The following is a 26,018-nucleotide window of genomic DNA, read 5'->3' as shown; positions in this document are numbered from 1 at the left end:
GTCCTTGGGCAACATTCCTCCGGCTGAGTATTTGGAAATCAATTCACCCCAGAAAGTCTCTACCTTCGGGTGGCACTAACTTGGGGAGGTTTACAGCTTCTTCTGCTGAAAGGACCTTAATGAATGAGCTAAGCGCCATGACCTATGCAAGTAGAACAGCTTTGTGAGCGCCCAAAGATTTAGTAGCTGCCAGTATGGGTATCAAGAAGAATCAGTGACAGATGGCCAATAACATCTGACCGACTGGACTGTGCCGAGAGTGCTCCAGGAGGCACAGAAGCCAGTCAAAATGACAAGCCTTTTACTGAGCAGCAGCAGGAAACACCTGCTAGTTCAATATCCTGAAATTATTGACATGAGCTAAAGCCGAGACATGATTTTCCAGGGTATTTACAGTACAAATCCAGCGATTTCGAAGGGCAAAACCTGTTGCTCTCAAGGCAAATCATGAGCAAGACGGGCGACATTCAGAATATTGGAGCCCCAAACAAAGAGATCCCCACGAATACAAGCCGTATTCAGGGGGATCTGCGATTGTATCGAATGGCGCCCTACGATGAGGACTTCAAGGCGTAGTAAGTCGCCTTCCCTTGGCCTTCTTTGGTAACCATACCAACATCGATAAGAGACTTTAAGAGATCGCGCGTCTTATCTTCGCAAACATCCAATTGCTGCTGGATTTCTTTGCACTTGGCAGAACCTTTTTGCAAAATCCCAAGAGTTTTTTTCTGATCAGGGGAAAGAGAATGTTTGGTCGTCTGAGTAGGTAGATCTCCCATTACTGTGGGAGGGAGCCCCTCGTCGAGCGTAGGCTCAATGCAGGTTTCCTTTTTTTCAGATGAGACTTTAATCTCCTTGCCGTCCACACCGGTGGCGGCCAGTAATTCCCATTCCGAAGCCCCTAGTGGCAGATGCAGCCAGAAGGTCTTTTTCTGGAGGATGCAAGCTACTTTGCAGACCTTAAAACAAATACCAACCGTTAATCCATCCTGCGTAGCTTTATGCTGCACGACTTCTGTTCCGAGTTTCTTCTCCAATATTTCCGTACCCCGAACTAATACGATTTCAGTATGCGCACGAATGGAAAACTCCTCACAGCCTCGTGTTTTTGCAGCGGCGGTACCCGCGCTGGGGCCTTCTTGAGTGTGACTGACCATGACCACTCCAAGACCTTGTCTTGCCAGGTTGTCAATCCAGTCTTCAAAAAGTTTACTGACGGTGGTGGAATGATAGATGCTGCCATCGTCCATAAGGGAAGTAAGATTGTCCAGCACGAGATAGCCGCAGTTCTGCGCACGCATGATGTCTTCCACATAGTCACGGAATTTCTGGTCCATAATGGAGAAGGCAAGGTCGTTGCCTTGGAGGTCAAACTTTGAGAGCAGAAACAGGCGATTGCCAATCTCTTCAAGAAGGCCAAACTGATCAAGTCGTTCTGTAAGAAGATCCTGTGGTGTCTCACTATCCAAATACAGAATATTTCTGGATTCCCCTGCAGTAAAAACCTCAAACAACCCTTCACCGGTGATGATAGCCTTGGCAGCGGAAATGCAGGTGATGCTTTTACCGGAATCCTTCAAGCCATGCAGTAAGGTGATACCACCCGGTACAACGATCTGCTTGGTGGTAACATCCGTGACGTTCGTCAGCGGTGTTGCTGTCAAGCCAATGCGAGGTTGAAACAGAGATAAAGAGTTACACGAGGAGGCCTCGTTGTTTTTGCTCTGCTCTTTTGGCTTTTTGAAAATGCCCAGCTTCTGCCCCCATGCCACGAATTCATCGTAGGAAACGCCCCGCTTGACCACCTGTTCCATCAGCCACGTGGGACGCTCAACGGTATCAAGCCACACAGCCTTGTGCAGCAGTTCTTCCTCGGCATCTGTGATGCCTTCCACATGGCCTGTCAGGTCACAGCCTGGCTGGGAGTGCAGAAAAAAGCCAGAATAGATACGGAAACTCTTAGCCTGTGCGCCTGCAATGTAATCCTTGTACAATTTGACTAGCGCCATGCATTCTTTTGTCGGAGCAGGGATAAACACAACCTCATGACCATGAAAGTAATTCCAAGGCAGCACAGAAAGATCATCTCCGAGATGGGCTGTCACAATGCATTTTTCGGCGCTATCGCCTCGGGTTTCGCCAAATATACGCTCAAGGGAAAGGGCTGTGCGCATATCCTGGCAAAAAATAATTTTGGCGAACTGGTACTTGTCCATAAGGTGTTGATTGAGGAAGTGGGCTGTCGGCTTGTATTTCCCCATGCAAAGAACCCCATGACCAACAGTGGCAGGCAGGCAGAAATCATTTCCATTCAACCGATAGCGCAGGATGGCTCCGATTATCTGACCAGCATTGCCGTAGATGTACTTTTTCTCCATCAGCTCAGCGCAAGCCGATCCAGCCGGAAGTCCAGGCAGATGAAGAGAGGCTGGCACATCTTCGATTAGCCGCGATCCACCATTGAGTTCAGCGGTGTGCCTATCACTGGAAAGCTTAGAAAGGTTATCAAAGCTCATGTTCAGGATATTGGCCAGAGTCGCCAAGGCATCCCTGTGGGACAAGTTAAAAACAATAGAGATCAGCCGTGTCCATGTGGTGCCTGTAGTACTGCCATAGTTTATTCTCCAGCGTGGCTTACCATCAGCCTCAACTGAAACGAAGAGCTGTACGTCTTCGTCTCTGGTGAGTGTGACCAGCTTAATGTAGTTGTTATCTGTTTTTTCGTAAAACTGAGAGGTAGCCTCACGTTCAAGAAGCGCTTCAAAAATAGTTTCAAGGACAAGTTCATCTTCTAATCCGTAATTATTCGATATGGTAGCGCCACCGATAGCGGCTCCAAAAGAATGCGAGAAGGGATGCCTCCCCTGTAAGTCAACGCCCATCGGGCAGGTGGCTGACTTATGCGACGAAGGCCATTTAGCAATAAGATGTAAGAAGTCAGTTCGTTTATATGTGCGGTTAAATGAGCCGTGATAGGAATAGTTCCATGCTGGGGTATACGCCCACATTGGAGCCAACGCTGGACTGGCAGTGGCATCCAGCGTTGCATTTTTTACAGGTGTCGGAGTATTGCAATGTCTTTCCTGCGCTCCTCCAAGAGTGGCAGAAGAACATTCACCAAGGGTAATATTCATCTTAAATCTTCTGGCAATATCGTTTATTTTTCTTAAGTCATTCATGTGTTACTCCATGCGTGGGGGCTGGTTTCTTCCAGCCCCCACAGTATTCAATTATGGTTGGTTGATTTCCAGAGTGATGACAGATATTTTTATAGGTTTGTTCCCAAATCCGGTGTTACCAATAGCCGTAAGGGCGGCCTCAAGATTGCTCGTTGATCCATTTTGAACGACAAGAACCTCGCCATCGTTACTGCTTGGGGTTGTGGCTTTTATTCCGTGGTGTTGGGTGATCTCAGTAGGCATATCGCCTCCCAATGTTTATACTTCATAGAAGTGATCGTTAGACGGTGAGTAGGGACTACCAATTTAGAGAAATTTTTATCCTCACATTTCTTGGTGGGGCTCGAGATCTTAGCATCGGGCTACTGCTGCCGAGGTGGCGGGAGAATCCGTCGAGACTCCATGAAATCAACTAGGTCCGTATATGAGTACCGCACCGACTTGCCTATTTTGGAATAGGCAGGGCCACTATGGCCTTTTGACCTCATTGCCCTGAGCGTATGCACGCTCAGTCCTAAGATGCGTGCGGCGTTCTTTTCATTGACCCAGAAGTTGGCAAGTTCGTGTGGTAGGGCGAGTTGTAAATCCGTTGCTGTCGTGTCCATTGTGGCCTCCCAGAAAGAGCGATAGCCAGCATAAACACCAGATTGAAAAAAATAGCACGGACACCAAATGAATAATTTGGTGTGAAACGTAATGGTGGAAAAATGGATAAGAAAAATCATCCTTCAGGTGCAACGTCTGAAGGATGATTTATGAATGAGAGCCAGAATTGGTTGGGCGGGGGGATGTTTTTTTGTATGTATTGCTACAGAAGTGTGCCGTCTGTGTTGGAAATATGGTTGGAAAAAAGAAAAAGCCCTTACGGCTCGTCTCCGTAAGGGCTTGAATTATCTGGTTGCGGGGGCAGGATTTGAACCTACGACCTTCGGGTTATGAGCCCGACGAGCTACCGAGCTGCTCCACCCCGCGACACGGCAACAATTCGTTGTTGCGAAGCAGATATCTAGCCCTTTGGTGGTGAGGTGTCAAGCATAAATTTGAAATTATTTTTTTGAGCCAAAAAAATCATGTGGATAGTGCCACGGTTTGCAGCAGGGATTGAGCGTCGCATGGGGCTTGGATGTCGTGCCTTAAGCTGTGCGTAAATGCGGAGCTGGCGTTGCAGCTAGCGGGTTAGAGGCAAAATGCACATGCATGTTACGAACAGTGTTATTCTAACTTTATTGTTTAAATTTGGTATGTTGAGATGATTAGGAACAATGCTCACGCCGAGTTACGACCACGATCACGAAGAGTCGTAAAATGCTCTCGATGCTTTGAACAGCAAGGTTGTCCGGGCAAAACGCCGAATTTGCTTACATTAGTAACACCTAATCATCTGTATAAAATTAATTAAATTAGATTGTTACTTATGTTATGCACAAATTTTACATGACGTTTGGCTCATTAGCGCACAATGGTGACGACCAGGAAATCCTCCCGGGTATTGGGGCAATCCAAGAACAAAAGAAAAGCAAGCGCGTCCCGTCAGAATGTTCCGGCAGGACGCGCTTGCTTTGAGGTCATTTTGATTTTGAAAATTTTAAATGCTCTGATGTGGCGTTCCCGTGCAGTGGTCGCACTGCGTGGTGCGGATTCTGCCAAGATTATATTTTCGGCAGAATGCCAACTTTGAAATGTGAGGCGTTTTATAATTGGACAGCCTTAAAGCACTCTATCTATGGAATGCCCCCGAAATTTGACCGCACCGTATTGTCGCAAAGCAGGAGGCGGGTATGTCCACCTTTAGCCCTTGATGCTGGCGGTAATCATTTTGAAAATACATTGCACAGAATCCTGAACCCTTTATGCCTCAGCCGCGAGCATCTTGCGGTTAAGCCTTGGCGGGCTTCTTTTTTTCCTCGTATTTGCGCAGCGAGTAGGCGAACACCGTGCCCACCAGAGCTACCAGGGCCAGGCACTGGAAGGTTCGCGGCAGGCCGTGATTGTCGGCCACCCATCCCAGCACTGGCGCGAACACGCCGCCCAAGCTCGTGGCCAGCCCCAAGGTCACGCCCGAGGCAAAGCCGATATTGCGGGCAAGGTATGTCTGCCCCAGCACAACCAGCGAACTGAACGGCACATAGAGCACAAAGCCCAGCAACGGCAGCATTGCGTAGGCTGCGTAAAGGCCGGGCATGAGGCTGAAGGCCAGCACAACGGGCGTCACCAAGGCGAATCCCAGACGCACTATGGCCCGGAAGCCGTACTTGTCGGCCAGAACGCCGCCAAGAATGTTGCTCATGACGCCGAAAGTGGAAAAAATGGTCAGGGCTACGGCTCCGGCGGCCTTGCTTTGTCCAAATCCATTGACCCAGTACAGCGGAATAAAGGTATTGAAGCCAATAAAGAGGATGGAGCGCGTAATGATGGCTCCCGTGAGTTTTGAAAACTCGCGCCAGTTATTTTGCGGGGCATCGGCGTCATTGGGTTTTGCGGCGTCGCCCGACACTTCGCCCTGTGCTTCAGTGGATGCATCGGCGGACGGCGTGCCCATAGCGCCTGGGGTGTTTCCATAGGCTGCCTGCGCAGTCCGTTGAGCCGCTGCCGCAGCCTCGGGGGCAACCATACGCATGATGAGCAACGTAAGAATGGATGCCGTCACTGTGGCGAGCAGGCCAAAAATGACCATGCCCGGCATGCCGAACCAGCTTAGAAAAAAGGTGGCCAGCAGCGGGCCGAGAACAAAGCCAGCGTTGCCGCCGATGGAAAATATGCTCATGCCCGTGCCCTTGCTCTGGCCGGACACCTTGTTGGCAAACCGTGCGCCTTCGGGATGAAAGAGAGCCGCGCCCACGCCGCTGACGCCAATAGCCGCGAAGATGGCCCAATAGCTGGACATGAAGCCCACGGTGGTCAGTCCAAGGCCAGCCAGAAAAACACCCAGCGGTATGAGCCAGGGCTTGGAGAGCCTGTCTGCCATAAGGCCGAAGATGGGCTGAATAATGGATGAAAGGCAGGAGTAGGCAAACATGAGCCCGCCTGTGGCCTGGTATGTCAGCCCATAATGCGTGCGCAAAAAGGGCAGAACAGCGGGGAGAGCCCCGCCGTTAATGTCACAAGACAGATGCCCCAGCGACACGAGAGATATCTTTTTTTTGTCCATTGGGGCACGCTACACCAATGCCATTGCAAAACCAAGAGTCGCAATTTAACTGAATTTTATTATTCAATATCAGTTAGTTATAATTGATGTTCTGGCGCTTTTGACTTTTCTGCCGGATAGAGTTTGGAGGACGGGGCAGCATGAAATTACCAGATCCGCCATCTCAATTTAGCCGTGCGTATTTCGTCGCGCCAGCCGCGTCTGGCCCGTCCGCTGCGCCCCGGTGGATGCCCTGCACGCACAAATATGTTGTTGCCAAGGCCATGTGGCGGCCAAGCGGGGCGCTGTCTTGCTCAAGCCAAAGGTGCCGTTTTAAGCAAGGATGCGCCAGCCGCGCCATTGTTCCATGCCTTGCGTAGTTGCCGCGTCGTTACTGCATCTTTCGCATCGTTGACGCGTCGAGCGGGCTCGCTTAAGCATAAAGCAATTGTATGAACACATGTTATGCCAACGCACGGCCTGTTCCAGCCAGTACGCCTGAAGACTACGCCACCTGCGCAAACATTTGGCTTGAAGCGTCCCTTTTGGCCCACGATTTTGTGGACCCATCACTGTGGAAGGCGCAGCGCAAGGCTATGGAGCAGCACTATTTGCCATCTTCGCAGGTGATCCTGCTCAAGAGCGGCGAGCGTCCACTTGCCTTTGCCGCTTCGTGCAGGCCTGAGGATGAGGATTTGCTGGCAGCGCTTTTCGTGGCCCCGGCCTGTTGGCGCAAGGGGCTTGGCAGTGTGCTTCTGCGGCATGTCATGCAAGGACGGAACAGCCTGCGGCTTGATGTTTACCGCGCCAACACAGGCGCGCTGGCGTTTTACGAAGGCATGGGTTTTGTGCCTGTGGGTGAAAGCGTCTGCGGGCACACCGGGCAGCCGCAGATTGCCATGCGGTGGACTGCGCCCGTACTGCCGCCACGATAAGATTTTCAGAATCTGTATACACAACAGTGTACCATATAAAGCCGTAAATGCCGCACACGACAGCCCGCCGCAAGGCGCGGAAAATCCATCGCGGCGGGAGCCCTCATGAGCCAAGCACCACGCTCGGATGCCAATAGTTCAGAATCCGCCGTACTGCCCCAGGTTGCCCTGCTGGGCACGGGTGGCACCATCGCCGGAGTGGCCGACACCCCGCTGGAGCAAATAAGTTACCAGGCTGGCGTGTTGTCGGTGGAGTGCATGCTGGAAAGCCTGCCCGGCATCGAAGGCGTGGCGCGTATAGCCAGCCGCCAGTGCGGCAACCTGCCCAGTGAGGACATGCGCCCCTGCCATTGGGCCAAGCTTGGCCGCGACTGTGCGCAGGCTTTGGACGATGAAGCCATGTGCGGCGTTGTTCTCACCCACGGCACCGACACGCTTGAAGAATCAGCCTTCTATCTGCATCTGACCATGAACAGCTTCAAGCCCGTGGTGCTCACCGGGGCCATGCGCCCGGCCACCTCCTTGAGCGCGGACGGTCCCATCAATATCAGAGACGCTGTGGCAGTGGCCGCCAGCCCGCAGGCGCGCGGGCGCGGCGCACTTATTGTCATGAACGGGCGCATCATCTCGGCCCGCACGGCTGTAAAGGCCGGAACGCTGGATGTTGAGGCCTTTCGCGCGCTGGAATCCGGCCTGCTTGGCCGCGTCATAAACGGACGCCCCGTGTTCTATCACAGCGGTGAGGACGGCCCAGCCCTGGCCGGGACCTACGCGGTTCATGCCGGAAAGGATAATCTGCCGCGAGTGGATGTGCTCTACGCCTGCGCGGGCATGCCCCTAGACGCGGCGCTTTTTTCTCTGGAACGCTCGTCCGGTCTGGTGGTGGCGGGTATGGGCAACGGATCCATGCCGTCAGATGTTCGCAAGGCTCTGGATCAGGCCGTCAAGGCAGGCAAACCCGTGGTGCGCGCCAGCCGTACCGGAGGCGCTCCTGTGACTGATCTGGAGGAATACGCGTCCTTTATAGCCTCGGGCATGCTCTCCACGCCAAAGGCGCGGGTGCTGCTCATGCTGGCTCTGGCCGAGGCCGGGCGTCAGGGCGCGCACAGCCCGGAAGCGCTGGTGGCAAGTGTGCGCCGGGCTTTCATGCATTGCCGCGAAGTATAGTGTTTTTGCCAAAAAAATGCGCACGGCAGTGAGCAGGCCGCGTGCCTGCTCTTGCTTGGCGTGGACGCAGCGGCATACTGCGTTGGACAAAAATGCGGCCTTTGAGATGCGGAACAATGAAAGTTATCCGCTCCAACAGGCCCATTGCCGCTACTGTCGCCAACGCGCCGGGCTTGCCTGCGAAACGTAAAAGACGCACAATCGCCCTTTGTTTATGTGCCGGGCCTCCAGCCCCGCGCCAATAGCCTGAAGGAGCCGCAGAAGCATGTCCTACCGCTTCATTCCCCAGCTTGAAGATGAAGATATCCGCCGCCAGCAGGAAGAAGGTTTGCGCAGCACTTTCGCTCGCGTCTGGAATTCACCGCAGTACAGCAGCAAGTTACGCGCCTGTGGCCTGAACCCCGGCGACCAGCTGGGACTGGACGACCTTACCCGTCTGCCCACTGTGGATGTGGACGACCTGCGCGAAGGCTATCCTCTGCCACTGCTCTGCGTTCCACCCACTGACGTGGTGCGCATCCACGCCTCCAGCGGCACCACCGGAAAACGCAAAATTCTGGCGTATTCCGCAGCAGACGTGGATACATTCAATCTGCAGATGGCCCGTTGCTATGAACTGGCGGGCCTCACGGCAGAAGACCGCATGCAGATCGCCGTGGGCTATGGCCTGTGGACGGCGGGCGTGGGTTTTCAGGGCGGCAGCGAAAAGCTTGGCATGCTCACCGTGCCTGTGGGGCCAGGCAATCTTGAAATGCATCTGCAACTTTTGCAGGACCTTGAAACCACCTGTTTCGGGGCGACGGCTTCGATGGCCCTTCTGCTGGCCGAAGAAGTGGAGCGCGCGGATCTGGGCAAAAAAATCAAGCTGCGCAAGATGATCTGCGGTTCCGAAGCGCGCAGCGAAAAAATGCGCCAGACCATTGAAGCCAAGCTGGGGCTTGAGGGCTGTTATGATATAGCGGGCATGACCGAAATGTACGGGCCCGGTACGGCCATTGACTGCGACGCCCACAATGGCCTGCACTACTGGGCGGATCTTTTCATCATTGAAGTGCTTGATCCCGTGACCTTGCAGCCCGTTCCCGAGGGCGAAGTGGGCGAAATGGTTGTCACCAGTCTTCGCAAGGAGGCCGTGCCCCTGTTGCGCTACCGCACGCACGACCTGTGCCGCCTTCTGCCGGGGCGTTGCGCCTGTGGGCTGAACATGCCCAGGCATGACCGCATTCTTGGCCGCTCTGACGACATGCTCATCTACCGGGGAGTCAACATTTACCCCGGTCAGTATATGGCCGTTATTGGCGAATTTGCAGAGCTTGGCGGGGAATATCAGGTGGAGCTTACGCGTGACGACCGCGGTCTCGACCACCTGGCTCTGACTGTGGAGCGCGCCCAGGGGGCAGGCAGCGGCAACGACGCCGCCCTGGCTCAGGCTCTGGAGCATCGGCTGCACAAGGCCATACTGGCCCGTATGCAGGTAGAGGTGGTGGATTACGCCACATTGCCGCGCACGTTTAGTAAATCGCGGCGGGTTGTGGACAAACGCTGATCGCATCGGGCGCTTGCACCTTGTGTGCGCCGGATTTTGCCATATGGGCGCCTTCGGAACAAAAGCAGTTTCGAAGGCGCCCATATGGCCTTTGCGAGGTATCAACTTTTTCGCAGCGGCTAACTGCAAAGCATTCTGCCAACTGCCGCCACTTCCTGCCGGATGGCGATGCCCTTTCGGCCATCGGTAAAATCTGTCAGAATATTAATCAATGGATGGTCTTGCGCAACAATACGATCCGGGGCTGCTACAGAACCGTCGTCTGAAGTGGCAGGCGCCTTGTTTTGCCGCAAAAAAATATTTTTATAAAAGCGTGCTCAAAAATCCGCAGTAGACTCTAAAATCTGCCAAGTAAGTGCGTAACATGCTGTATGGTAATAGAAAGTGTTCGTTGTATTTTTAGGTTTTTTATAGCTTTACATATGGATTCAAGACTCCGTGTATCTGTGAAACTTGACAGATACTATTTTTAAGTTATTTTTACAGTGTGACCCCGTCACGCAATCTGTCTTAGAGATTGCCCACCCTTCCCAATTTGGCCCTCTCTCAAGGGCCGGCAAATTGTTTCAAGCTTTTGCCTTTTCCAAGTTTTCCTCAATATCTTTGATTGATCTGGTTGTCCTGCGACGCTGCTACCGCCGTTCTGCTTTGGCGAAAGGCATGCTGTCTTCGCTGGGCACCGGGGCAGAGCCAGCCACACGAGTCGCAGTCTGTTACTTGCCAGAAGCTCTGTCCAAATACATTTTGGGAGTTTACTATGGCTGATCTCGTTCTTACCCGTCCCCAGGGCGGCCAGCAGGCAGTGGTTGGCAATATTGCGGAAGGACGCATTGTTCTTGATTTTCCTGCTACCGACGCAACCCTTGCCCGTGATGGAAACGCGCTGACTTTTACGTTTGAAGGCGGCGCAAAAATCAGTCTTGACGGTTTTTATTCCGACTACACCAGTGCGAACACCCCTGACTTTATCGTGGAAGGGCAGGAGGTTTCCGGAAAGGACTTTTTCAGCGCCCTGGGGCAGGATGACCTTATGCCCGCTGCCGGGCCAACTTCTGCCGAGCGCAGTTCTCATTATGCGGAACATGCGGACGCCAGCCTTGATTCGGGCATCGACCATCTTGGCGGGTTGGATTGGGGTATGCAGACCGCAGGCGTTGCTGCCGACACTCTGGCGGCGGATAGCCTGCTTGCGCGTGATGGAAGCGGGCCGGATGGCAATGATGGTCTGACCCCGATGCCTCCGACGCCCCCGACGCCTCCGGCACCCTCTGGCTATCATACGCGCCTCGTGGTGGGCGCTGATGCCAGTCAGCCTATGGTATTTCAGGCCATTGACGAAAACGGCAATCTGGTCACAGACCCCAGCCAGTTGAGTCTGAATTTTGCGGGTGGCTCCTCCGCGTATTTTAATGCTCCTGTTGTTGACCCTGTTACAGGGCTCATCACCATTACGCTTACGGCGGCGGGACAGGCGGCTCTGGCCGCGGGCAACAAGTTTGATTCCGTGCTTGAAGTGACTGTAGGCGGAAAGACCTACAATATGGATCTGCTCGGCAACGACAGTTCTTCGTATGACTATGTGCAGCGTGAAGGCGAAACTGACCTTGGCGGGCCGTTGAAGGGCGAATGGTACTCCTCGCACGGCAAGGTAGTTGATGAAGAAAGCATCAAGCTGGGCGGCGACAGTTATAACAACGCTCTTGTGGAGCATAGCAAAACATCTGGCAATGCGTATGGCACGCGCAATACCGATATTAATTTTGCTCATGACACCGAGGGCAAGATTGATGTTTCAGCCAAGGCCGAGAACGGCAATGCCTATGGTAACTATGCGCATGCTTTCAAGCACGACGTAACTTCCACCATTGACGCTGGCACAAAGGGCGACGTTAACATGAGCGCCACCTCGGACACGGGTACGGCCATGGCTATGGTCACCGGAAGCGGCCAGGACGACAACGGCAATTTTTATGAAGCGACAGCCAACGTGCGCGGGCGCGACATAAACTTTACCGCCGAAGGCAATGAAATGACGGCGGTGGGCATATGGGGAGCTGGCAAGTCCACCGTGAATGTGGAAGCTGAAGGTGACGTTAATTTTTCCAGCACGTCTACGGGCGGCAGCATCAATTATATGTCTTCGGCGGTTTACGTCAAAGATCAGGCCACTGTGAATATCAGCGGGCAGAATGTCAGCGGTGACGCCAAAGCCTACGCAGGCAGCGGTGCAGACGGATCTGTCATGAGCAACGTATTCCGCACCACAGCAGGCACAACCCTGAATATTGAAACTGCCGATGACGGCAAGTTCAGTGCTTCAGCATATCAGGAAACCTCACCCTACAGCAGCCCCTATTCAGGGGTTGCCTGGAGCGGCGGCAGGCCAGCGGGCTTTACCTCTATGGGGCTTACGGCTTCAGGCAACCTGAATCAGGCGGGTCAGGGCGGCAAGTCGTATATCAATATTGATGCGGGCGATGTGGACATTTCCGCCACTGTGGACGCCGCTTCGTCCAAGGGTACGGCCACGGGCATCTATGCGGGGTACGGCGGCAACGTCAATATCAACACGTCCGATGGCGACAACGAACTGAACATCACAGGCAGCGCGCCCAGTTGGGGTACGAGTATCTTTTCAACCAACTATGGCGTGACCAATATCAACACCGGAGACGGTGACGACGTCATCAACCTCAATGCTTCCGCCCACAATGGCGCAGCGGCCATTGGCCTTGCAGCGCAAGCTGGCGGGCAAACTATCATTAACGGCGGCAGCGGCGATGATACGCTGAACATAAATGCCATCTTTACAGGCACGCAGACGCTTTCTACAGACTATATGGATACCCATGGAGGAGCCTTCGGCATGAATGCTGCCTGGGGCACTGCCGTCAACAAGATCAGCAATGTCAATAATGTAAATATCACTGCTGATGCCAGTGGCAGCGCCGATGGCTGGGCCTACGGCATGTATACCCGTGACGGATGGGGAACCTCTACCCAGAATATTATTGAAAATACAGACAGCGCCATCACGGTGGTTATTACAGCCAAGGCCGGAACCGCTGGGCAGGCCTATGCCATGTATGGCAATGCGGGCGGCATCAATCTTATCCAGGGCGGTAGCAAGGCTGGGGATGTGCAGGGTGACAGCATCACCCTCAACGGAGATCTCGGCGGCTACATCAACACGGTTAATACCGGCAGCGGCAACGACAACATCGAAATCAACGGCAACCTGCGCGGCGGAACAAATACCTTCAACATGGGCGATGGCAACGACATCTTCACGTTGAACGGCAATATCGCTGGCGGTACAAACAAGATCATAATGGGTGCTGGCGATGGGCGTGTGAATATCCACGGGGATATTACCGGAGGGAACAGCAGCATCAATCTTGGCGATGGCGACGATGTGGTGACGGTTGACGGCAATGTGCATGGCAACCTCAGCATCACTGGCGGCGACGGCTATGACCTGCTTGTGCTCAAGGCCGACTCCTACGCCGATTTTATAGCCAAGTACGATACATGGCTGCAAAACAATCTGAGCAGCATTGATGTTGAAGAAATTCACGTGAACATCAACGGGTTGAGCCCTGCGGATGCGGCAGACCTGCACGCCTACCTGAACAGCGGGCATTTTAGCGACTATGTGGTCAACTACTCTGACAGCACAGTGCCCTTCATGACTTCGATGAGCGAGGATATGCCCGACGGCTACCGCGAGGCCGGGCTTACTGGTCAAAGTGAACACGATAGCGGCGACGGCGGCGATGCTTCAAACTTCAGCAATGATATGCACGCCGACAATGTGGATGATGATGTGAACGCGCTGGTTGTGCAGCAGCAGATAGCTTCTGAATCCGGCGGATAGCCGAAGATTCTCGCTTTGGCATACATATGGCCGCCGTCCGGGTTTCTGCCTGGGCGGCGGCTTTTCGTATGCATGAGCGCCAATATGAGCCGTGAACAACTGAGGCGATTGACGTTGGGTGTTGTATAGTGCAGATACGCATATCATCGAAAACGTAATTCACGGCAAAGATCACGCTGCTACGCGGCGGCCGGCTGCGCTGCGCCGCCGGGGCTCATATGTTTGGTCCAGGTGTATGCGCGGCGCTTGTCCTGCCGCCTGGCCAGTCGCTTGCCAAAGCGATTGAACGGTTGTTCACCGCCGGGGCGTTCAAGTGCTTGCCCAAGCGCTTGAACTGGCGCATGCACGGCGCTTGCCCGCAGAGAGACGGCGTGAGACTATAGAACAGCACTGTTTATCGAGTAGGCGAACTTTTCGTTGGAGGCGCAATGTTCACAGGCAATATGTTGACGCTTGGGCTGTTCTGGGCCGGATATATTTGTCTGGCTGGCGGCGCCTTTGCTCTGTGGCTGCCTGTGCTCGGGCTGTTGCCGCTGCCAGTGCTGATAGTTGCTCTCATACTGCGCCATATGGCCGCAGCCCGTCAGGACACGCTTTCAGAAAGCCATGCCCAATGGCAGCTGCACACATTCTGGCTGCTTTTTTTCCTGCTGGTAGTGCTTGTAGGACTGTTTGCAGCTATGGGTATCGTATACAGCGAAGTAGCGGTTCTGGACCTTGTTGAGGGAATAGGCACGGCATACAGCGCCAATCAGATAGATTTGAGCGTGGTTTTAGAGCGCTTTTGGGCAATAGGCGAAATTCGGTATTTCACCTGCGCGGGGTTGCTATGGCTGGTGCTGGCACTGGTATGGCCGCTCAAGCGTGTTTTGCAGGGAGCATGGGCCGTGTTTGCAGGCTGCCCCCCCGCCGGGCTCGGGCGCGGTGCACGGTGGCTGGCCCTTGCGGCGGCAGTGGCCATACAGGGCGGGCTGATGGCGCTTGTGGTGGTGATATAGTCCCCCGCCAGGCAGGTGGTGCAAGGTGCGTTTGAGAATGCGAAAAATGCCAGAGCATTTTACCTTTGAAAAAAGCTAAATGCTGAACGTTGCGCTGTGTGGGTTCAGCCGAAAATCGTACTTTTCGGCTGAACGGCAACTTTGAAATGTAATGCATTTCAAAAGGCATCTGCGCTAGTTCGCTGATACCTCGCGGTGGGCATCTTCCTTGACCTGCCGCATGTAGTTGTACACGGTATAGATGGACACCCGCATGGCCTTGGCCAGATACTGTACCATTCCCTTGATGAGAAAGGCCCCTTCCTCATCCATTATCCGCACAAAATTCAGTTTTTCTTCTCTCGACATGGTTGCGGGGTGTTTGCCCGCCCTGCGAATGGCCGTCTCAATGATGGCATCGCTTGTTTCGCCCAAACAGGAGGGAAAGGCCTCGCTCATTTCCTTGCCGGGGGCGTTTTCAAAGCGCAGCAGTGCGTGCAGAACACCCTGAAAACGCTCCAGATCCGTGAGGTCAAAGTGTATGCACACGGCTCCGATGACTTCACCTTCACTGGTACGCAAAAAGCTTATGGACGATTTGAGCGTCTGCCCCGAAGGCGTGGTAGCGGAATAAGCTATAATGTCCTGCACCTTGTCGCCGCCCTGACGCCACGCCTTGGTAACCATGTTGGTGGCAGGAGCGCCCACATTACGCCCGGTAAGGGAGCCTTCGATATGGATGATGGAATGCTCAAGATCGCTGAAGTCGTGTACCGCCACTTCGCAAAAAGGCCCCAGCGTGCGCGCCACCATGCCCGCCATTCGCTTGGCATTGGCAAAAATGGCCTGCGTTTCGGCTGCGCGGCAGTTGATTTTTTCAGTATCCAGAGAGTGAACGCGCGCGCCTCTGGCTGTGCGGCGGGGGGCGGCTGCGGGCCGCGGTGGAGATATCTTGCGACTTTGCTTGGGCATGCGGGCCTCCCCTGTGGATAACGCCGATAGATCGTGCCCGACTGCCGACGCTTTATATTGAAATTTTACATATGCTACATGAAAAAAACGGCATTGTGTACCCCCCGGCTTCACAACAAAACAATAAAAAATCGGAAGTCTGCATCAAGCAGCAAGAGAGGGCGGGTGTCTCTCGCTTTGGGCAGGAAGCAGGCGGCGGAATACTGCGCAATAAGACCCTGTCTGTAAGGATGTCTTGTATTGTTCTGTGGGCAAAACAGAAGGGCCGGAGCATTTGCTCCGGCCCTTCCCAGATTTGATGACAACCCCTGCTTCGCAGGTTTTGCACCGCTATGGCCAGCAGGGCCGCCGTGCGGAAGTGCACGAAAATCAGTCAGCTATAACAGCGCGGCAAGGCCATGCCCTGCTTCTGATTTCCAGTTGTGCGGGCGTTGCCGCACACGCTTTGCCTGCTTTGCCGGGGCGCAACCCTACGGCTTTCTGGGTTCTTTGGTCAGGTCGTCAGTGCTTTCCTTGGCGTGGCGCACAAGAATGGCAGCAGCGCCGGGCGTTTCGCCAAGGCCTTTCAGGTGGGCGTCAACCTTGATTCCTGCTTTTTTGAGCTGTGTGGCCCAGGAATCGTCCTCGTCGCCTGCAAGGTCGTTGCGGGCGTGGTCGCCAGCTACCAGCATCAGGGGAGCGATAACCACATGCTTGATCTTGGCGGCCTTGAGGCCTTCAAGCATGTCGTCAAAATTGCGCGCCCCTTCCACAGTGGCCATATGGATATTTTTGTCAGTGGACTTGAAGACAGCGTACACGCCTTCAAATGCCAGGTCGGCGCGGCCGTGGCTCTGGCCGTGACCCATAAGCACAAGGGCGGTATTTTTGCCGCGGGCGCTCTTGGTGTCGGCCTTGATGGCAGCCAGCAGTTCCTGGGCATCGCCCTTGGATTCCAGCATGGGACGGCCCATAAATACGGACTCAAAGCGGCCGGGATTTTTGCTCACGTCAAGCAGCACGGCCCGTTCCAGAGCGGTGAATTCCTCACCGGCCAAAACGTGCAGCGACTGCACGCGCACAACTTTCACGCCGTCCTTGGCCAACTGGGCCAAGCCGTCGCTGATGCCGCCCACAGGCTGACCCTGTTCGGCCAGTTTTTTACGGATGATCTGTGAAGTGTAGGCCCAGACCACAGGCGCGCCGGGGAAAGCTTTTTTGAATTCCGCATCCACAGCCTTGAAGGCGGGCTGAGCCTCGGGAACGCTGGTTCCAAAGGCCACCAGCAAAATGCCTTCCTTGGGTGCGGCTTCACCGGAAGCGTGGCTTGTGCCGGTAAGGCTGAGCGCCGCGAGCAGCAGCAGGAGAAAGAGTAGTGGGCGAAGCCCGAAATGTGACAGGGTGCGTGGCATGGCAACCTCCTCAATATCGCGTTGAAAGGTTCGCAAAAGGGCTCTGGCCCCGGCGGATGTTCGGACTTGAGGGTTGTGGGGCTGTGTGCCCGCGCCTTGGTTTCGCCTTCACCGCTTGCGCGATTGGCTGTCAAACGCCGCCCACCTTGAGCAGGCGAAAAGAAACCTTGTCCCCTCTTACCGCAGCGCGACTGTTTTCGATTTGCACGAAATTCCCCGCCAAAAGAGTACAGGACAACAGGGCGCGCCAAATGTCAAGGAGGGCAGGCGGTTGCACTGCGTGTTGTCCCCAAGTCCTGTTGGGTGGCCGCTTTGTGGCTTCCTTGGCCGATCTGAGCTTATTTTTCCTTGTTCTTCCGTCAAATTTCTGCTACATATGCGACCTCCCTTTAAAAAGGGAAATCATGTTTGGAGGCTGGACATATGGCAGGCTTGGAAACCGGGCACGAAACCGAAATGAATTTCGAGAGTGCTCTCGAAAACTACCTCACTTCCGATTTTGGCGACCTTGAAGAAGGCTCTATCACCAAGGGCGAAATCGTTCGCGTGGACGAAGACAATGTATTGGTGGACGTGAACTTCAAGTCCGAGGGTCAGATTCCCGCGGCTGAATTCCGCGATCCCGCTGGTAACATGGTCGTTGCCGTGGGCGACAAGGTGGACGTGTACGTTGTTCGCAAGAACGAAAACGACGGCACCATTACCCTTTCTTTTGAAAAGGCCAAACGCATGCAGGTCTTCGATCAGCTCGAAGACGTGCAGGAAAACAACAGGGTCATCACCGGCCACATCGTACGTCGCATCAAGGGCGGCTACACTGTGGACATCGGCGGAGTCGAGGCATTTTTGCCCGGTTCTCATGTGGATCTGCGCCCCGTGCCGGACATGGACGCCCTGGTCAACCAGGAGTTCGAATTCCGCGTGCTCAAGATCAACCGCCGCCGCAGCAATGTTATTGTTTCGCGCCGCGTGCTGCTTGAAGAAGAACGCGATTCCAAGCGTCAGGATCTGCTGCGCACCCTCGAAGAAAACCAGACTGTGCAGGGCAAGGCCAAGAACATCACCGAATACGGCGTGTTCGTGGACCTGGGCGGCCTCGACGGCCTGCTGCACATCACCGACATGAGCTGGAAGCGCATCCGTCATCCCAAGGAAATGATCACCATCGGTCAGGAACTGACCTTGAAGGTGCTTTCCTTTGACCGCGACAACAACAAGGTCTCCCTGGGCCTCAAGCAGCTCGTGCCCGATCCGTGGCAGGACATTTCTGCCCGCTTCCCCGAAGGCGCCAAGTGCTCCGGCAAAGTCACCAACCTGGTTGACTACGGCGCATTTGTTGAGCTGGAAGCCGGCGTTGAAGGTCTTGTGCACATTTCTGAAATGTCCTGGACCCGCAAGCTGCGTCATCCTTCCCAGATGGTTCACACCGGCGACGAAGTCGAAGTGGTCATCCTGGGTGTGGACGGCGACAAGAAGCGCATCAGCCTCGGCATGAAGCAGGTGCGTCCCAATCCTTGGGAACTCGTGGCTGAACGTTATCCTGAAGGCACCGTGCTTGAAGGCGTTATCAAGAACATCACCGAATTTGGCATGTTCATTGGTATCGAAGACGGCATCGACGGCCTCATTCATGTGTCCGATATTTCCTGGACCAAGAAGGTGCGTCATCCCAACGAAATGTACAAGGTCGGCGATACCGTGCAGGCCAAAGTACTGACCGTGGATCAGGAAAGCGAAAAGTTCACCCTCGGCGTCAAGCAGCTGGTGGACGATCCCTGGGGCCATGTGCCCACCACCTACCCCGTGGGTTGCACCATCAAGGGCATCGTGACCAACATCACCGACTTCGGCCTCTTTGTTGAAGTGGAAGAAGGCATTGAAGGCCTGGTGCATGTTTCCGAGCTGTCTGGCAAAAAGGTCAAGACCCCGGCTGAAATCTACAAAGAAGGCCAGGAAATCCAGGCCAAGGTCATCCACGTCAGCGCTGAAGAACGCCGCCTTGGTCTGTCCATCAAGCAGATTCAGGAAGTGGAAGAACGCCGCAAGCCCAAGGAATTCCATTCCGGGCCGCAGGAATCGGGCCAGAGCCTGGGCGACTTGCTCAAGCAGAAGTTCGAAGAAAGCGAAAACGGCTAGTCCGTTTTTAGAAAAAGATATGAAGGGCGCTTCCACTGGGAGCGCCCTTTTTGTATCATTCGGTTACCGGAATATCTGGCGAGCGCCTTTGTTGTGGTGTATTATGCTCGACTACATGCACATTCTTTCTTGCCTTTTGTGTTGCTGTTCTGCCTTTACACACTTCATGCAAAATGCCGCTACTGAAAATGCCTGCAGGCCGAGTGATAATTTATGAATAATTTAAATATATTCGATTTGAATATGGTGCTGGACATGCTGCCCAACGCCATCTTTCTTAAAGATGAAAATCTGCACTTTGTTTTTGTGAACAAGGCTTATGAAGTGATGTTCGGCGTGAGCCGGAATTATATTCTGGGCAAATCAGTGTTGGAGATGGCTCATCTGCCCGAAGAAGAGCGGGAAATGTATCAGGCTGATGATATGGCCACCCTGGATAAGCAGGAATTCAACCACCATATTTTCAGCTACAGGTTCGCGGACGGCAAGATGCACACATGCCTGCACTGGAGCGGCGGATTCACAGACGAAAACAATGTGCGTGGGTATCTGGGCGTCATCGTAGATATTACAGAGCAAAGCCGCACCATCGGCATACTGCGGAGCCAGTTGAACTCAATGGTCACCAAGGTCAAACTGGCAGACGAAAGCAGCCTGACTGATTCCCTTACCCAGTTGCAGACTAGAAAATACCTGGACCTTGTGCTGGACAAATACGCCAAGGTGGAAAAAAGGCCTTTCTGCTGTATTATGCTGGATGTGGACCGGTTCAAGGATATTAACGACACGTTCGGACATCTGGCGGGCGACAGCGTTCTCAAGGATGTGGGCGCGGCGATCCGCCAGTGTGCGCGCAGTAATGACATCATTTGCCGCTATGGCGGTGACGAATTTGTGGTTTTATTGCCAAACTGCACGTTTAAAAAAGCCGTGTCTGCGGCAGAAAGAATACGTACTGCCGTGGCTGGGAGGGTTGCCAGACCAGACGGAAAGCCTGTGAGCGTAAGCCTGGGTTGCAGCGAACATGACGGACACGGTGACGGCCTGCGCACGCTGCACGAGGCAGACAAGGCTTTGTATGCGGCCAAACAGGCTGGTCGCAACCATGTATGTGTGGCGCCAGTGTAGGTAACAAACAACACGCAACACGGCTGGAGCAGCAAACCTTATACAACTATAATCAGCTCCAGTTCATGCCTGATCTAATGATGCGGCCCGCCAATTATCCCTGCTTGCCTCGCCCTTCCCGATCAAAGCCAGTCCGCTCTGCTGACATTGCATGGCGCGTTGCACCCTTGTGTGCAGATAAGACGCGGGCAAAAGCGCCGCCGCATCGCCTGTCGGGAACTGTATTCTTGTGCGCTGATAAGTCCGTTCAATGCCAGCATATTCTTTTCTTGCCTGATTTTTCTGCACATCACCAAGCCACCAAACTATCTTTTCTTGCCCCCATTTTTTCCATTCAAAGCCAACCTGCCATTGGCATTGCGCGGCGCGCAGGGAGATCGCCGAGCGCAGCGAGGAAGCTCCCGGAGCAAGAGCCGCGCAGCCCTCGCAAACGCAAAGTATTTACAAGTCTCAGGGGGTAGTCCGGGGGGAGTGCAGAGGGGGCCTCGGAGGGGCGCAGCCCCTAACAGGCCCCTTCTGCCGCGCGCCGCGCAGGCGGCCCAAATGAAAGAATCGGAGCGCCCGGTACTATAGCGATTGTTTTATATTAGATGACGGACTGTGATCGTTATGCCCAATTAACCTATGGTCAAAATAAAAGCCGCCCGGCGCTAATCCACACCAGGCGACTCTTTATATGCCGTTTTGTCATTTCTGCCGCTGATGCGGCATCCTTACTCCCTATTCAGGAAACAGGGTCTTTTTCAGGAATGTGTCTATCTTGTCATCATTGCCCGTGACGGAATCATAGGCAGTCTGGAGCGAAGCGGGCCATTCCTTGTCGCTGGCATCGCTCATGAACATAATAAGATAGTCATTGTCGCCCACCACATCCACATTCATAAGAACGCGGTTATTGGTGACAGTGAAGGTCCATCCGCCGTCTTCAGAAGGTTCGGGCGGGGTGCCTTTCAGTTGTTGTGAAAGCTTGGCCGCAAAATCCTTGTCAGAAAGATTTTTGGCTTCGCTCTTGGTGAAGAGGGCAATGGAAAAGAAGGCGTCTTTCGAGGCCGTCACGGTGACGGTGCCGTCCTTTTCCTGAACTTTGCAGTCGGCGGGTACATCTATGCTGAAATGGGCGAACTTCATTTCCTTGGCCTGCGCGGGCAGGGACAGGGCCAGAAGAACCAGACAGCAAACGGGCAGCATGAGAAATTTTTTCAGCATTTCGTCCTCCTGTATTACGGGCGTTGCTGGGCAAGCTTTGTCATGCTGTTTCGGATTTGTCCATAAAAAAATATAACAATAAAAACTTAGTTAATTCAGTGCATTGTTTCTATCTGGAAGTGATGATTTTGTGCAACAGGGGAGCCAGCTCTGGCGTTTTACTTTTAATTGAATTGAAGGCCCCTGTGATGTCTTCTGGCCATTCTGCCCTGTCCACATCGGTGAAAAGTTCGATCACATGCTTGTCGTCGGCCATGACGAGCACGTCAAAGGGGACCACAGCAATTTTAACCAAAAAACCCCAGCCGTCTTCGCCCACCTTGCTGACAGGGCCGCCCTTGAGGCTCTGAGACAACTTCCGGGCGTATTCTTCCAAAGAGATATTTTTGTCACGGTCAACGATGTTGAGGGTGAAAAAATGGTCTTCTTCGTCAACCACAAAGAGAGCGCCGTCACGGGTCATAAAGTTGCAGGAATCAGGAATATCGGCGGTCACTAGGGTCAGGTCGTAAGTCTTGGCGGCGGCGTGAACAGAAAAAACCGGCAGGCTCAGGGCCAGCAGCAAAAAAATGAAAAAACGCTTGTAGAGCATTGGATATTCTCCGGGGGCATGAGCCCGAGGGGGTTGTGAAAGGCCTATTACCAGAATTTTTATATGGCAGGAGGGCAACCGTGTGTGCGGCCAGCCCTGCGCGAACCTCTGTAATCCTCGCAGGGCTGGCCGGTGCAAAAATACTCGGTCTAGAACTGGTACAAAAAGGCCGGGGTTCGCGGGTCAGCCTGCCCGCCAGCGGAAGACATCCCCACAAGGGCGGCAAGACCGTTAATGGCGTCCGCATCCAGGCCAAGCATGGCCGTGAGGCCGCGCCCCAGCCAGTTGCCTTCTTTGGGACGGGTCAAAAGCTTGCGGTCAACGGGCACGCCAGTTTTTTGCGCCAGCCAGCGCAGCGCCTGATCGCGGCCGCCCATTTCGTCCACAAGGCCAAGCTTGAGGGCTTCCTGTCCTGTGTAAACCTTGCCGTTGGCCAGTTTTACCACCTGTTCGCGGGGCATATTGCGCCCTTGAGCCACAATATCCACAAACTGTCCGTACATATCGTTCAGCAGGCCCTGAAAATAGGTGCGTTGTTCCGGCGTCATAGGCCGCATGTATGAAGCTGCGTCTTTATAGGTGCCGACCACCAGAGTTTCCTGTCCCACGCCAACTTTATCCATAAGACCTTGAAGCTGGGGCACGTCCATACGCACACCGATGGAGCCTGTGACTGTGGAGGGGTTGGCGAACACGCGCTGCCCGGCCATGCTGACCATAAGGCCGCCAGACGCCGCCACGGACCCCATACTTACCGCCACGGGCATTTTTTGCGCAAGGGCTTTCAGGGCGTCGTAGACTTCCTGCGAAGCAGCCGCGCCGCCGCCGGGCGAGTCCACACGCACCAGAACGCCTTTTACTGAAGGATTGCGGGCAACCTTGCGCAGCCATTCCAGGGTCGGCTCCACATTAAGTATGGGGCCGTTCACCGAGACCAGGGCAATCTGGCTGCCGCCGCCCGTGAAGCCGCCTTCATCTCCAGTGGCTTTGGTAATAAAGCCGCCCAGCAGACCAAAAAACAACACTATACCGCACCAGAAGATAATGGGGTGACGCTTACGGAAGGGACGGTGCAGCAGATTCTTCCAAACGCTTGCCGGAATCTGCGCCAGTGGGCAGGCGGCTGCGCAGGGGGCGTCTGTCGCCTGCTGCTGAACAGTCTGAGGCGCACAGTGCGCGGTATTGTTGCCATTGGCAGGCGAGGGCATGGCCCCTGCCATACACAGGGGCTCGTCTTGAGAAAAGTCTTTATCAGTCACTTCTTGGTCGTCCTTATGCGGAAGGGGCCAAAGACCTTTTCCACAGTATCCGAGGCGTAAAACGCCTACAGTTTGGGCTGCATGGCTTCGGGCCACAGCTCAGCGGCCTGTTCACGCAGCAAATATTTCTGAATTTTGCCACTGGCTGTAAGAGGAAAGCCACTTATCATGGCGACGTATTTGGGAACTTTAAACCAGGCTATCTTGCCCCGGCAGAAGTCGCGCACGTCTTCAGGCTGAATTTCCACGCCGGGGCGGGGAATGATAAAGGCCGCCACTTCTTCGCCATACTTGAAGCTGGGCAAGGCCACTACCTGCACGTCCAGCACGCCGGGCATGCCCATGAGGTATTCCTCAATCTCGCGGGGGTACACGTTTTCGCCACCGCGGATAATCATATCCTTTATACGGCCCGTGATGCGCAAATAGCCTTCTTCGTCCATCACGCCCAGATCGCCGGAATGCAGCCAGCCTTCAGGGCTGATGGCCTTGGCCGTGTCCTCGGGCATATTGTAGTAGCCCTTCATGACATTATAGCCCCGGCAGAGGATTTCTCCAACCTGGCCGCGCGGCAGCTCTTCGCAGGTTTCAGGGTCTGCCACGCGTACTTCAATGCCCGGCATGGCGCAGCCCACAGTTTCACAGCGCTGCTCCAGCGTGTCGTGAATGTCAGACTGCGTCATGACCGGAGAACCTTCGGTCAGGCCGTAGCAGATGGTGATTTCCTTCATGTTCATGTCGCCAATGACGCGGCGCATGAGGGGTTCGGGGCAAACGGAACCGGCCATAATACCTGTGCGCAGGGTAGACATGTCAAAGCGGTGAAAAAGCTTGTGCTCAAGCTCCGCCAGAAACATTGTGGGCACGCCGTAAAGGGCGGTGCAGCGCTCGGAATCGACGGCGGCCAGAACCTTGAGCGGATTGAACGACTCAAGAATAACCATTGTGGCCCCGTGGTTGACGCAGGCCGAAACGCCCAGCACGCAGCCGAAGCAGTGGAAGAGCGGCACGGGCAGGCACACGCGGTCATTGGGGCCAAAATTCTGGTGGCGTCCTATCCAGTAGCCGTTGAGGCCCACGCCCACATGGGTAAGCATGACCCCGCGCGGAAAGCCCGTCGTGCCCGAAGTGTACTGCATGTTGATGACGTCCCAGGGGTGCAGGGAGTCCTGCCGGGCCTTGTACTCGTCATCATCCACCATAACGGACAGAGAGAGAATTTCGGGCACGGAATACATGCCGCGGTGCTTTTCCATACCCAGAAAGCAGACGCGCTTCAGGTGGGGCAGGCTTTTGCACACAAAGGACTGGCGGGCCTGCACGCGCAGCTCCGGCGCAATGCGGTACAGGGTTTCCAGATAGTCGTGGTCACGCACGCTGTCTATGAGAAAAAGATTTTCGCATTCCGAGTGGGTGAGCAGGTAGCGCAGTTCGTGTTCACGGTAGTTGGTGTTTACCGTAATAAGAATCGCGCCAATTTTGGCTGTGGCAAATTGCAGGGCAACCCAGTAGGGCACGTTGGTGGCCCAAACTGCCACCTTTTCGCCTTTCTTCACGCCAAGAGCCATAAGCCCCTTGGCAAAGCGGTCGACAATCTCGCCGAATTCCCGCCATGTCTGGCGGAAATCACGGTCGGCGTAAACAAGGGCCTCATTGTCAGGAAAGCGGCTTACCGTGTGGTCGAGAATCTGCCCCAGTGTCCATTCGCGCAATTCAAACTGGGCTTGGCGCTGGCGAACTTTTTTTTCCATATTGTCTCCTGTGGTGCGCGTGCGGCAGCCGGTCGGGTGGAAATGTTTCAGTTGGGCCTACGAATTGTAGGTCACGGCCAGAATTTCCACGGGCTCGTCACTCGCCGCGCCCACATAGTGGGGCACGATGGAATTGTAATAGATGGTCTGGCCGGGCTTGAGCACATGGTTTTCGCGTCCGTAGACCACCAGCAGCTCGCCCTTGAGCACAAAAATAAATTCTTCCCCCTGATGCGAACTGGTTTTGCGCTCGCCGCCGTCAGGGAAAATGCGAATATGAAAGGGCTCCATATTGCGGTCGTTCTTGCCCTTGCCCAAAGGCTGATAGGTGTAGCTGGGGCGGGGGATGCGGCCAGTGTGCAGGGCGTCTTCGCCCTCACAGGTATTGTCGATGCAGCCTATGATGGGGTCGCGGGTGAACTGGTCGTCCAAAAAAGTTCCCAGGCGAACGCCAAGAGCGCGAGCAACTTTTTGCAGGGGGCCGATACTGGGGTAAATGGCGTCACTTTCCAGCTTTTCCAGATAACACTGGTCGAGGCCGGTATCCCGGGCCAGGGTTTCAAGGTCAACTTCGCGTTCTTCACGGAATGACCGGATACGGGAACCAATGGTGCGGGCAGAGGGCATGGCGGGCTCCTGACTGTGCCCGGCCTGGATACACTGATACACGGGCTATCCGGGCGGGTTTTGTAAGGTGATTGGTAAAAGCAATATTGCGCCAACCTAGCTAAAAGCTGCGTCCCCCGCAAGCATAGGTATTCTTGTGACTGCCCGG

The 26,018-nt window shown here is 54.5% G+C and carries 18 protein-coding genes, 1 tRNA gene and 1 riboswitch; of the genes, 7 read left to right on the top strand and 12 right to left on the bottom strand.

Annotated features, from left to right (window positions below):
* Positions 1-551: 551 nt before the first annotated feature.
* The 5 genes from HNQ38_RS13195 to HNQ38_RS13175 all read right to left on the bottom strand — a co-directional run bounded on the left by HNQ38_RS13195 (position 552) and on the right by HNQ38_RS13175 (position 6,327).
* Entirely contained in the window at positions 552-3,179 is a 2,628-nt protein-coding gene (locus HNQ38_RS13195; RefSeq protein WP_183722010.1) for an AAA family ATPase, read from the bottom strand.
* A gap of 51 nt (positions 3,180-3,230) precedes the next feature.
* Positions 3,231-3,422 (bottom strand): hypothetical protein, encoded by a 192-nt coding sequence (locus HNQ38_RS13190; RefSeq protein WP_183722007.1) that lies wholly within the window; start codon positions 3,420-3,422, stop codon positions 3,231-3,233.
* 119 nt (positions 3,423-3,541) lie between these two features.
* Positions 3,542-3,784 (bottom strand): helix-turn-helix domain-containing protein, encoded by a 243-nt coding sequence (locus HNQ38_RS14415; RefSeq protein WP_183722004.1) that lies wholly within the window; start codon positions 3,782-3,784, stop codon positions 3,542-3,544.
* Positions 3,785-4,074: 290 nt separating this feature from the next.
* Positions 4,075-4,151: transfer RNA gene (locus HNQ38_RS13180), tRNA-Met, on the bottom strand.
* Between the two features lie 904 nt (positions 4,152-5,055).
* On the bottom strand, positions 5,056-6,327 hold the full coding sequence (locus HNQ38_RS13175) for an MFS transporter (protein WP_183722001.1): 1,272 nt from the start codon (positions 6,325-6,327) through the stop codon (positions 5,056-5,058).
* A gap of 431 nt (positions 6,328-6,758) precedes the next feature.
* On the opposite strand from HNQ38_RS13175, the gene HNQ38_RS13170 reads away from it, so the two are divergent.
* From HNQ38_RS13170 to HNQ38_RS13150, 5 genes are all read left to right on the top strand, one after another.
* Complete coding sequence (locus tag HNQ38_RS13170; RefSeq protein WP_183721998.1) at positions 6,759-7,241, top strand: GNAT family N-acetyltransferase; 483 nt, start codon at positions 6,759-6,761, stop codon at positions 7,239-7,241.
* A gap of 105 nt (positions 7,242-7,346) precedes the next feature.
* Positions 7,347-8,408 carry an asparaginase gene (locus HNQ38_RS13165; RefSeq protein ID WP_183721995.1) on the top strand — a complete coding sequence of 354 codons (1,062 nt, stop codon included), beginning with the start codon at positions 7,347-7,349 and terminating at the stop codon, positions 8,406-8,408.
* Between the two features lie 265 nt (positions 8,409-8,673).
* Positions 8,674-9,954, top strand: coding sequence for a phenylacetate--CoA ligase family protein (locus tag HNQ38_RS13160; protein WP_183721992.1), 1,281 nt, complete (start codon positions 8,674-8,676; stop codon positions 9,952-9,954).
* Positions 9,955-10,711: 757 nt separating this feature from the next.
* Complete coding sequence (locus HNQ38_RS13155) at positions 10,712-13,831, top strand: beta strand repeat-containing protein (protein WP_183721989.1); 3,120 nt, start codon at positions 10,712-10,714, stop codon at positions 13,829-13,831.
* A 428-nt stretch (positions 13,832-14,259) separates the two neighbouring features.
* The gene (locus HNQ38_RS13150) at positions 14,260-14,829 is read left to right on the top strand and encodes a hypothetical protein (RefSeq protein ID WP_183721986.1); all 570 of its coding nucleotides are present in this window, start codon (positions 14,260-14,262) and stop codon (positions 14,827-14,829) included.
* Between the two features lie 174 nt (positions 14,830-15,003).
* On the opposite strand, the gene HNQ38_RS13145 is transcribed toward HNQ38_RS13150, so the two are convergent.
* Together HNQ38_RS13145 and HNQ38_RS13140 are read right to left on the bottom strand one after the other, a co-directional pair.
* Positions 15,004-15,780, bottom strand: coding sequence for a helix-turn-helix transcriptional regulator (locus HNQ38_RS13145; protein ID WP_183721983.1), 777 nt, complete (start codon positions 15,778-15,780; stop codon positions 15,004-15,006).
* Positions 15,781-16,250: 470 nt separating this feature from the next.
* Complete coding sequence (locus HNQ38_RS13140) at positions 16,251-17,171, bottom strand: sirohydrochlorin cobaltochelatase (RefSeq protein ID WP_183721980.1); 921 nt, start codon at positions 17,169-17,171, stop codon at positions 16,251-16,253.
* A 34-nt stretch (positions 17,172-17,205) separates the two neighbouring features.
* Positions 17,206-17,428, bottom strand: a riboswitch (cobalamin riboswitch).
* A 166-nt stretch (positions 17,429-17,594) separates the two neighbouring features.
* Here HNQ38_RS13140 and HNQ38_RS13135 point away from each other — a divergent pair.
* Positions 17,595-19,307 (top strand): 30S ribosomal protein S1, encoded by a 1,713-nt coding sequence (locus tag HNQ38_RS13135; protein WP_183721977.1) that lies wholly within the window; start codon positions 17,595-17,597, stop codon positions 19,305-19,307.
* A gap of 213 nt (positions 19,308-19,520) precedes the next feature.
* Positions 19,521-20,435, top strand: a complete 915-nt coding sequence (locus HNQ38_RS13130; protein WP_183721974.1) for a sensor domain-containing diguanylate cyclase — start codon at positions 19,521-19,523, stop codon at positions 20,433-20,435.
* Positions 20,436-21,155: 720 nt separating this feature from the next.
* On the opposite strand, the gene HNQ38_RS13125 is transcribed toward HNQ38_RS13130, so the two are convergent.
* The 5 genes from HNQ38_RS13125 to HNQ38_RS13105 form a co-directional block, all read right to left on the bottom strand.
* The gene (locus HNQ38_RS13125) at positions 21,156-21,641 is read right to left on the bottom strand and encodes a hypothetical protein (RefSeq protein ID WP_183721970.1); all 486 of its coding nucleotides are present in this window, start codon (positions 21,639-21,641) and stop codon (positions 21,156-21,158) included.
* A gap of 109 nt (positions 21,642-21,750) precedes the next feature.
* Positions 21,751-22,233: a hypothetical protein gene (locus HNQ38_RS13120; RefSeq protein WP_183721967.1), complete on the bottom strand. Its 483-nt coding sequence runs from the start codon at positions 22,231-22,233 to the stop codon at positions 21,751-21,753.
* A gap of 149 nt (positions 22,234-22,382) precedes the next feature.
* The gene (sppA, locus tag HNQ38_RS13115) at positions 22,383-23,492 is read right to left on the bottom strand and encodes a signal peptide peptidase SppA (RefSeq protein WP_343060191.1); all 1,110 of its coding nucleotides are present in this window, start codon (positions 23,490-23,492) and stop codon (positions 22,383-22,385) included.
* A gap of 65 nt (positions 23,493-23,557) precedes the next feature.
* Entirely contained in the window at positions 23,558-25,243 is a 1,686-nt protein-coding gene (locus tag HNQ38_RS13110) for an AMP-binding protein (RefSeq protein WP_183721964.1), read from the bottom strand.
* Between the two features lie 57 nt (positions 25,244-25,300).
* Positions 25,301-25,870: a helix-turn-helix domain-containing protein gene (locus HNQ38_RS13105; protein WP_183722035.1), complete on the bottom strand. Its 570-nt coding sequence runs from the start codon at positions 25,868-25,870 to the stop codon at positions 25,301-25,303.
* Positions 25,871-26,018: the final 148 nt, after the last annotated feature.

Origin of the sequence: Desulfovibrio intestinalis (genome assembly GCF_014202345.1) — a bacterium.
GTDB lineage: Bacteria > Desulfobacterota > Desulfovibrionia > Desulfovibrionales > Desulfovibrionaceae > Desulfovibrio > Desulfovibrio intestinalis.
The sequence above is the reverse complement of the archived record's forward strand: the minus strand, read 5'-3'. Positions and strand labels throughout refer to the sequence as shown.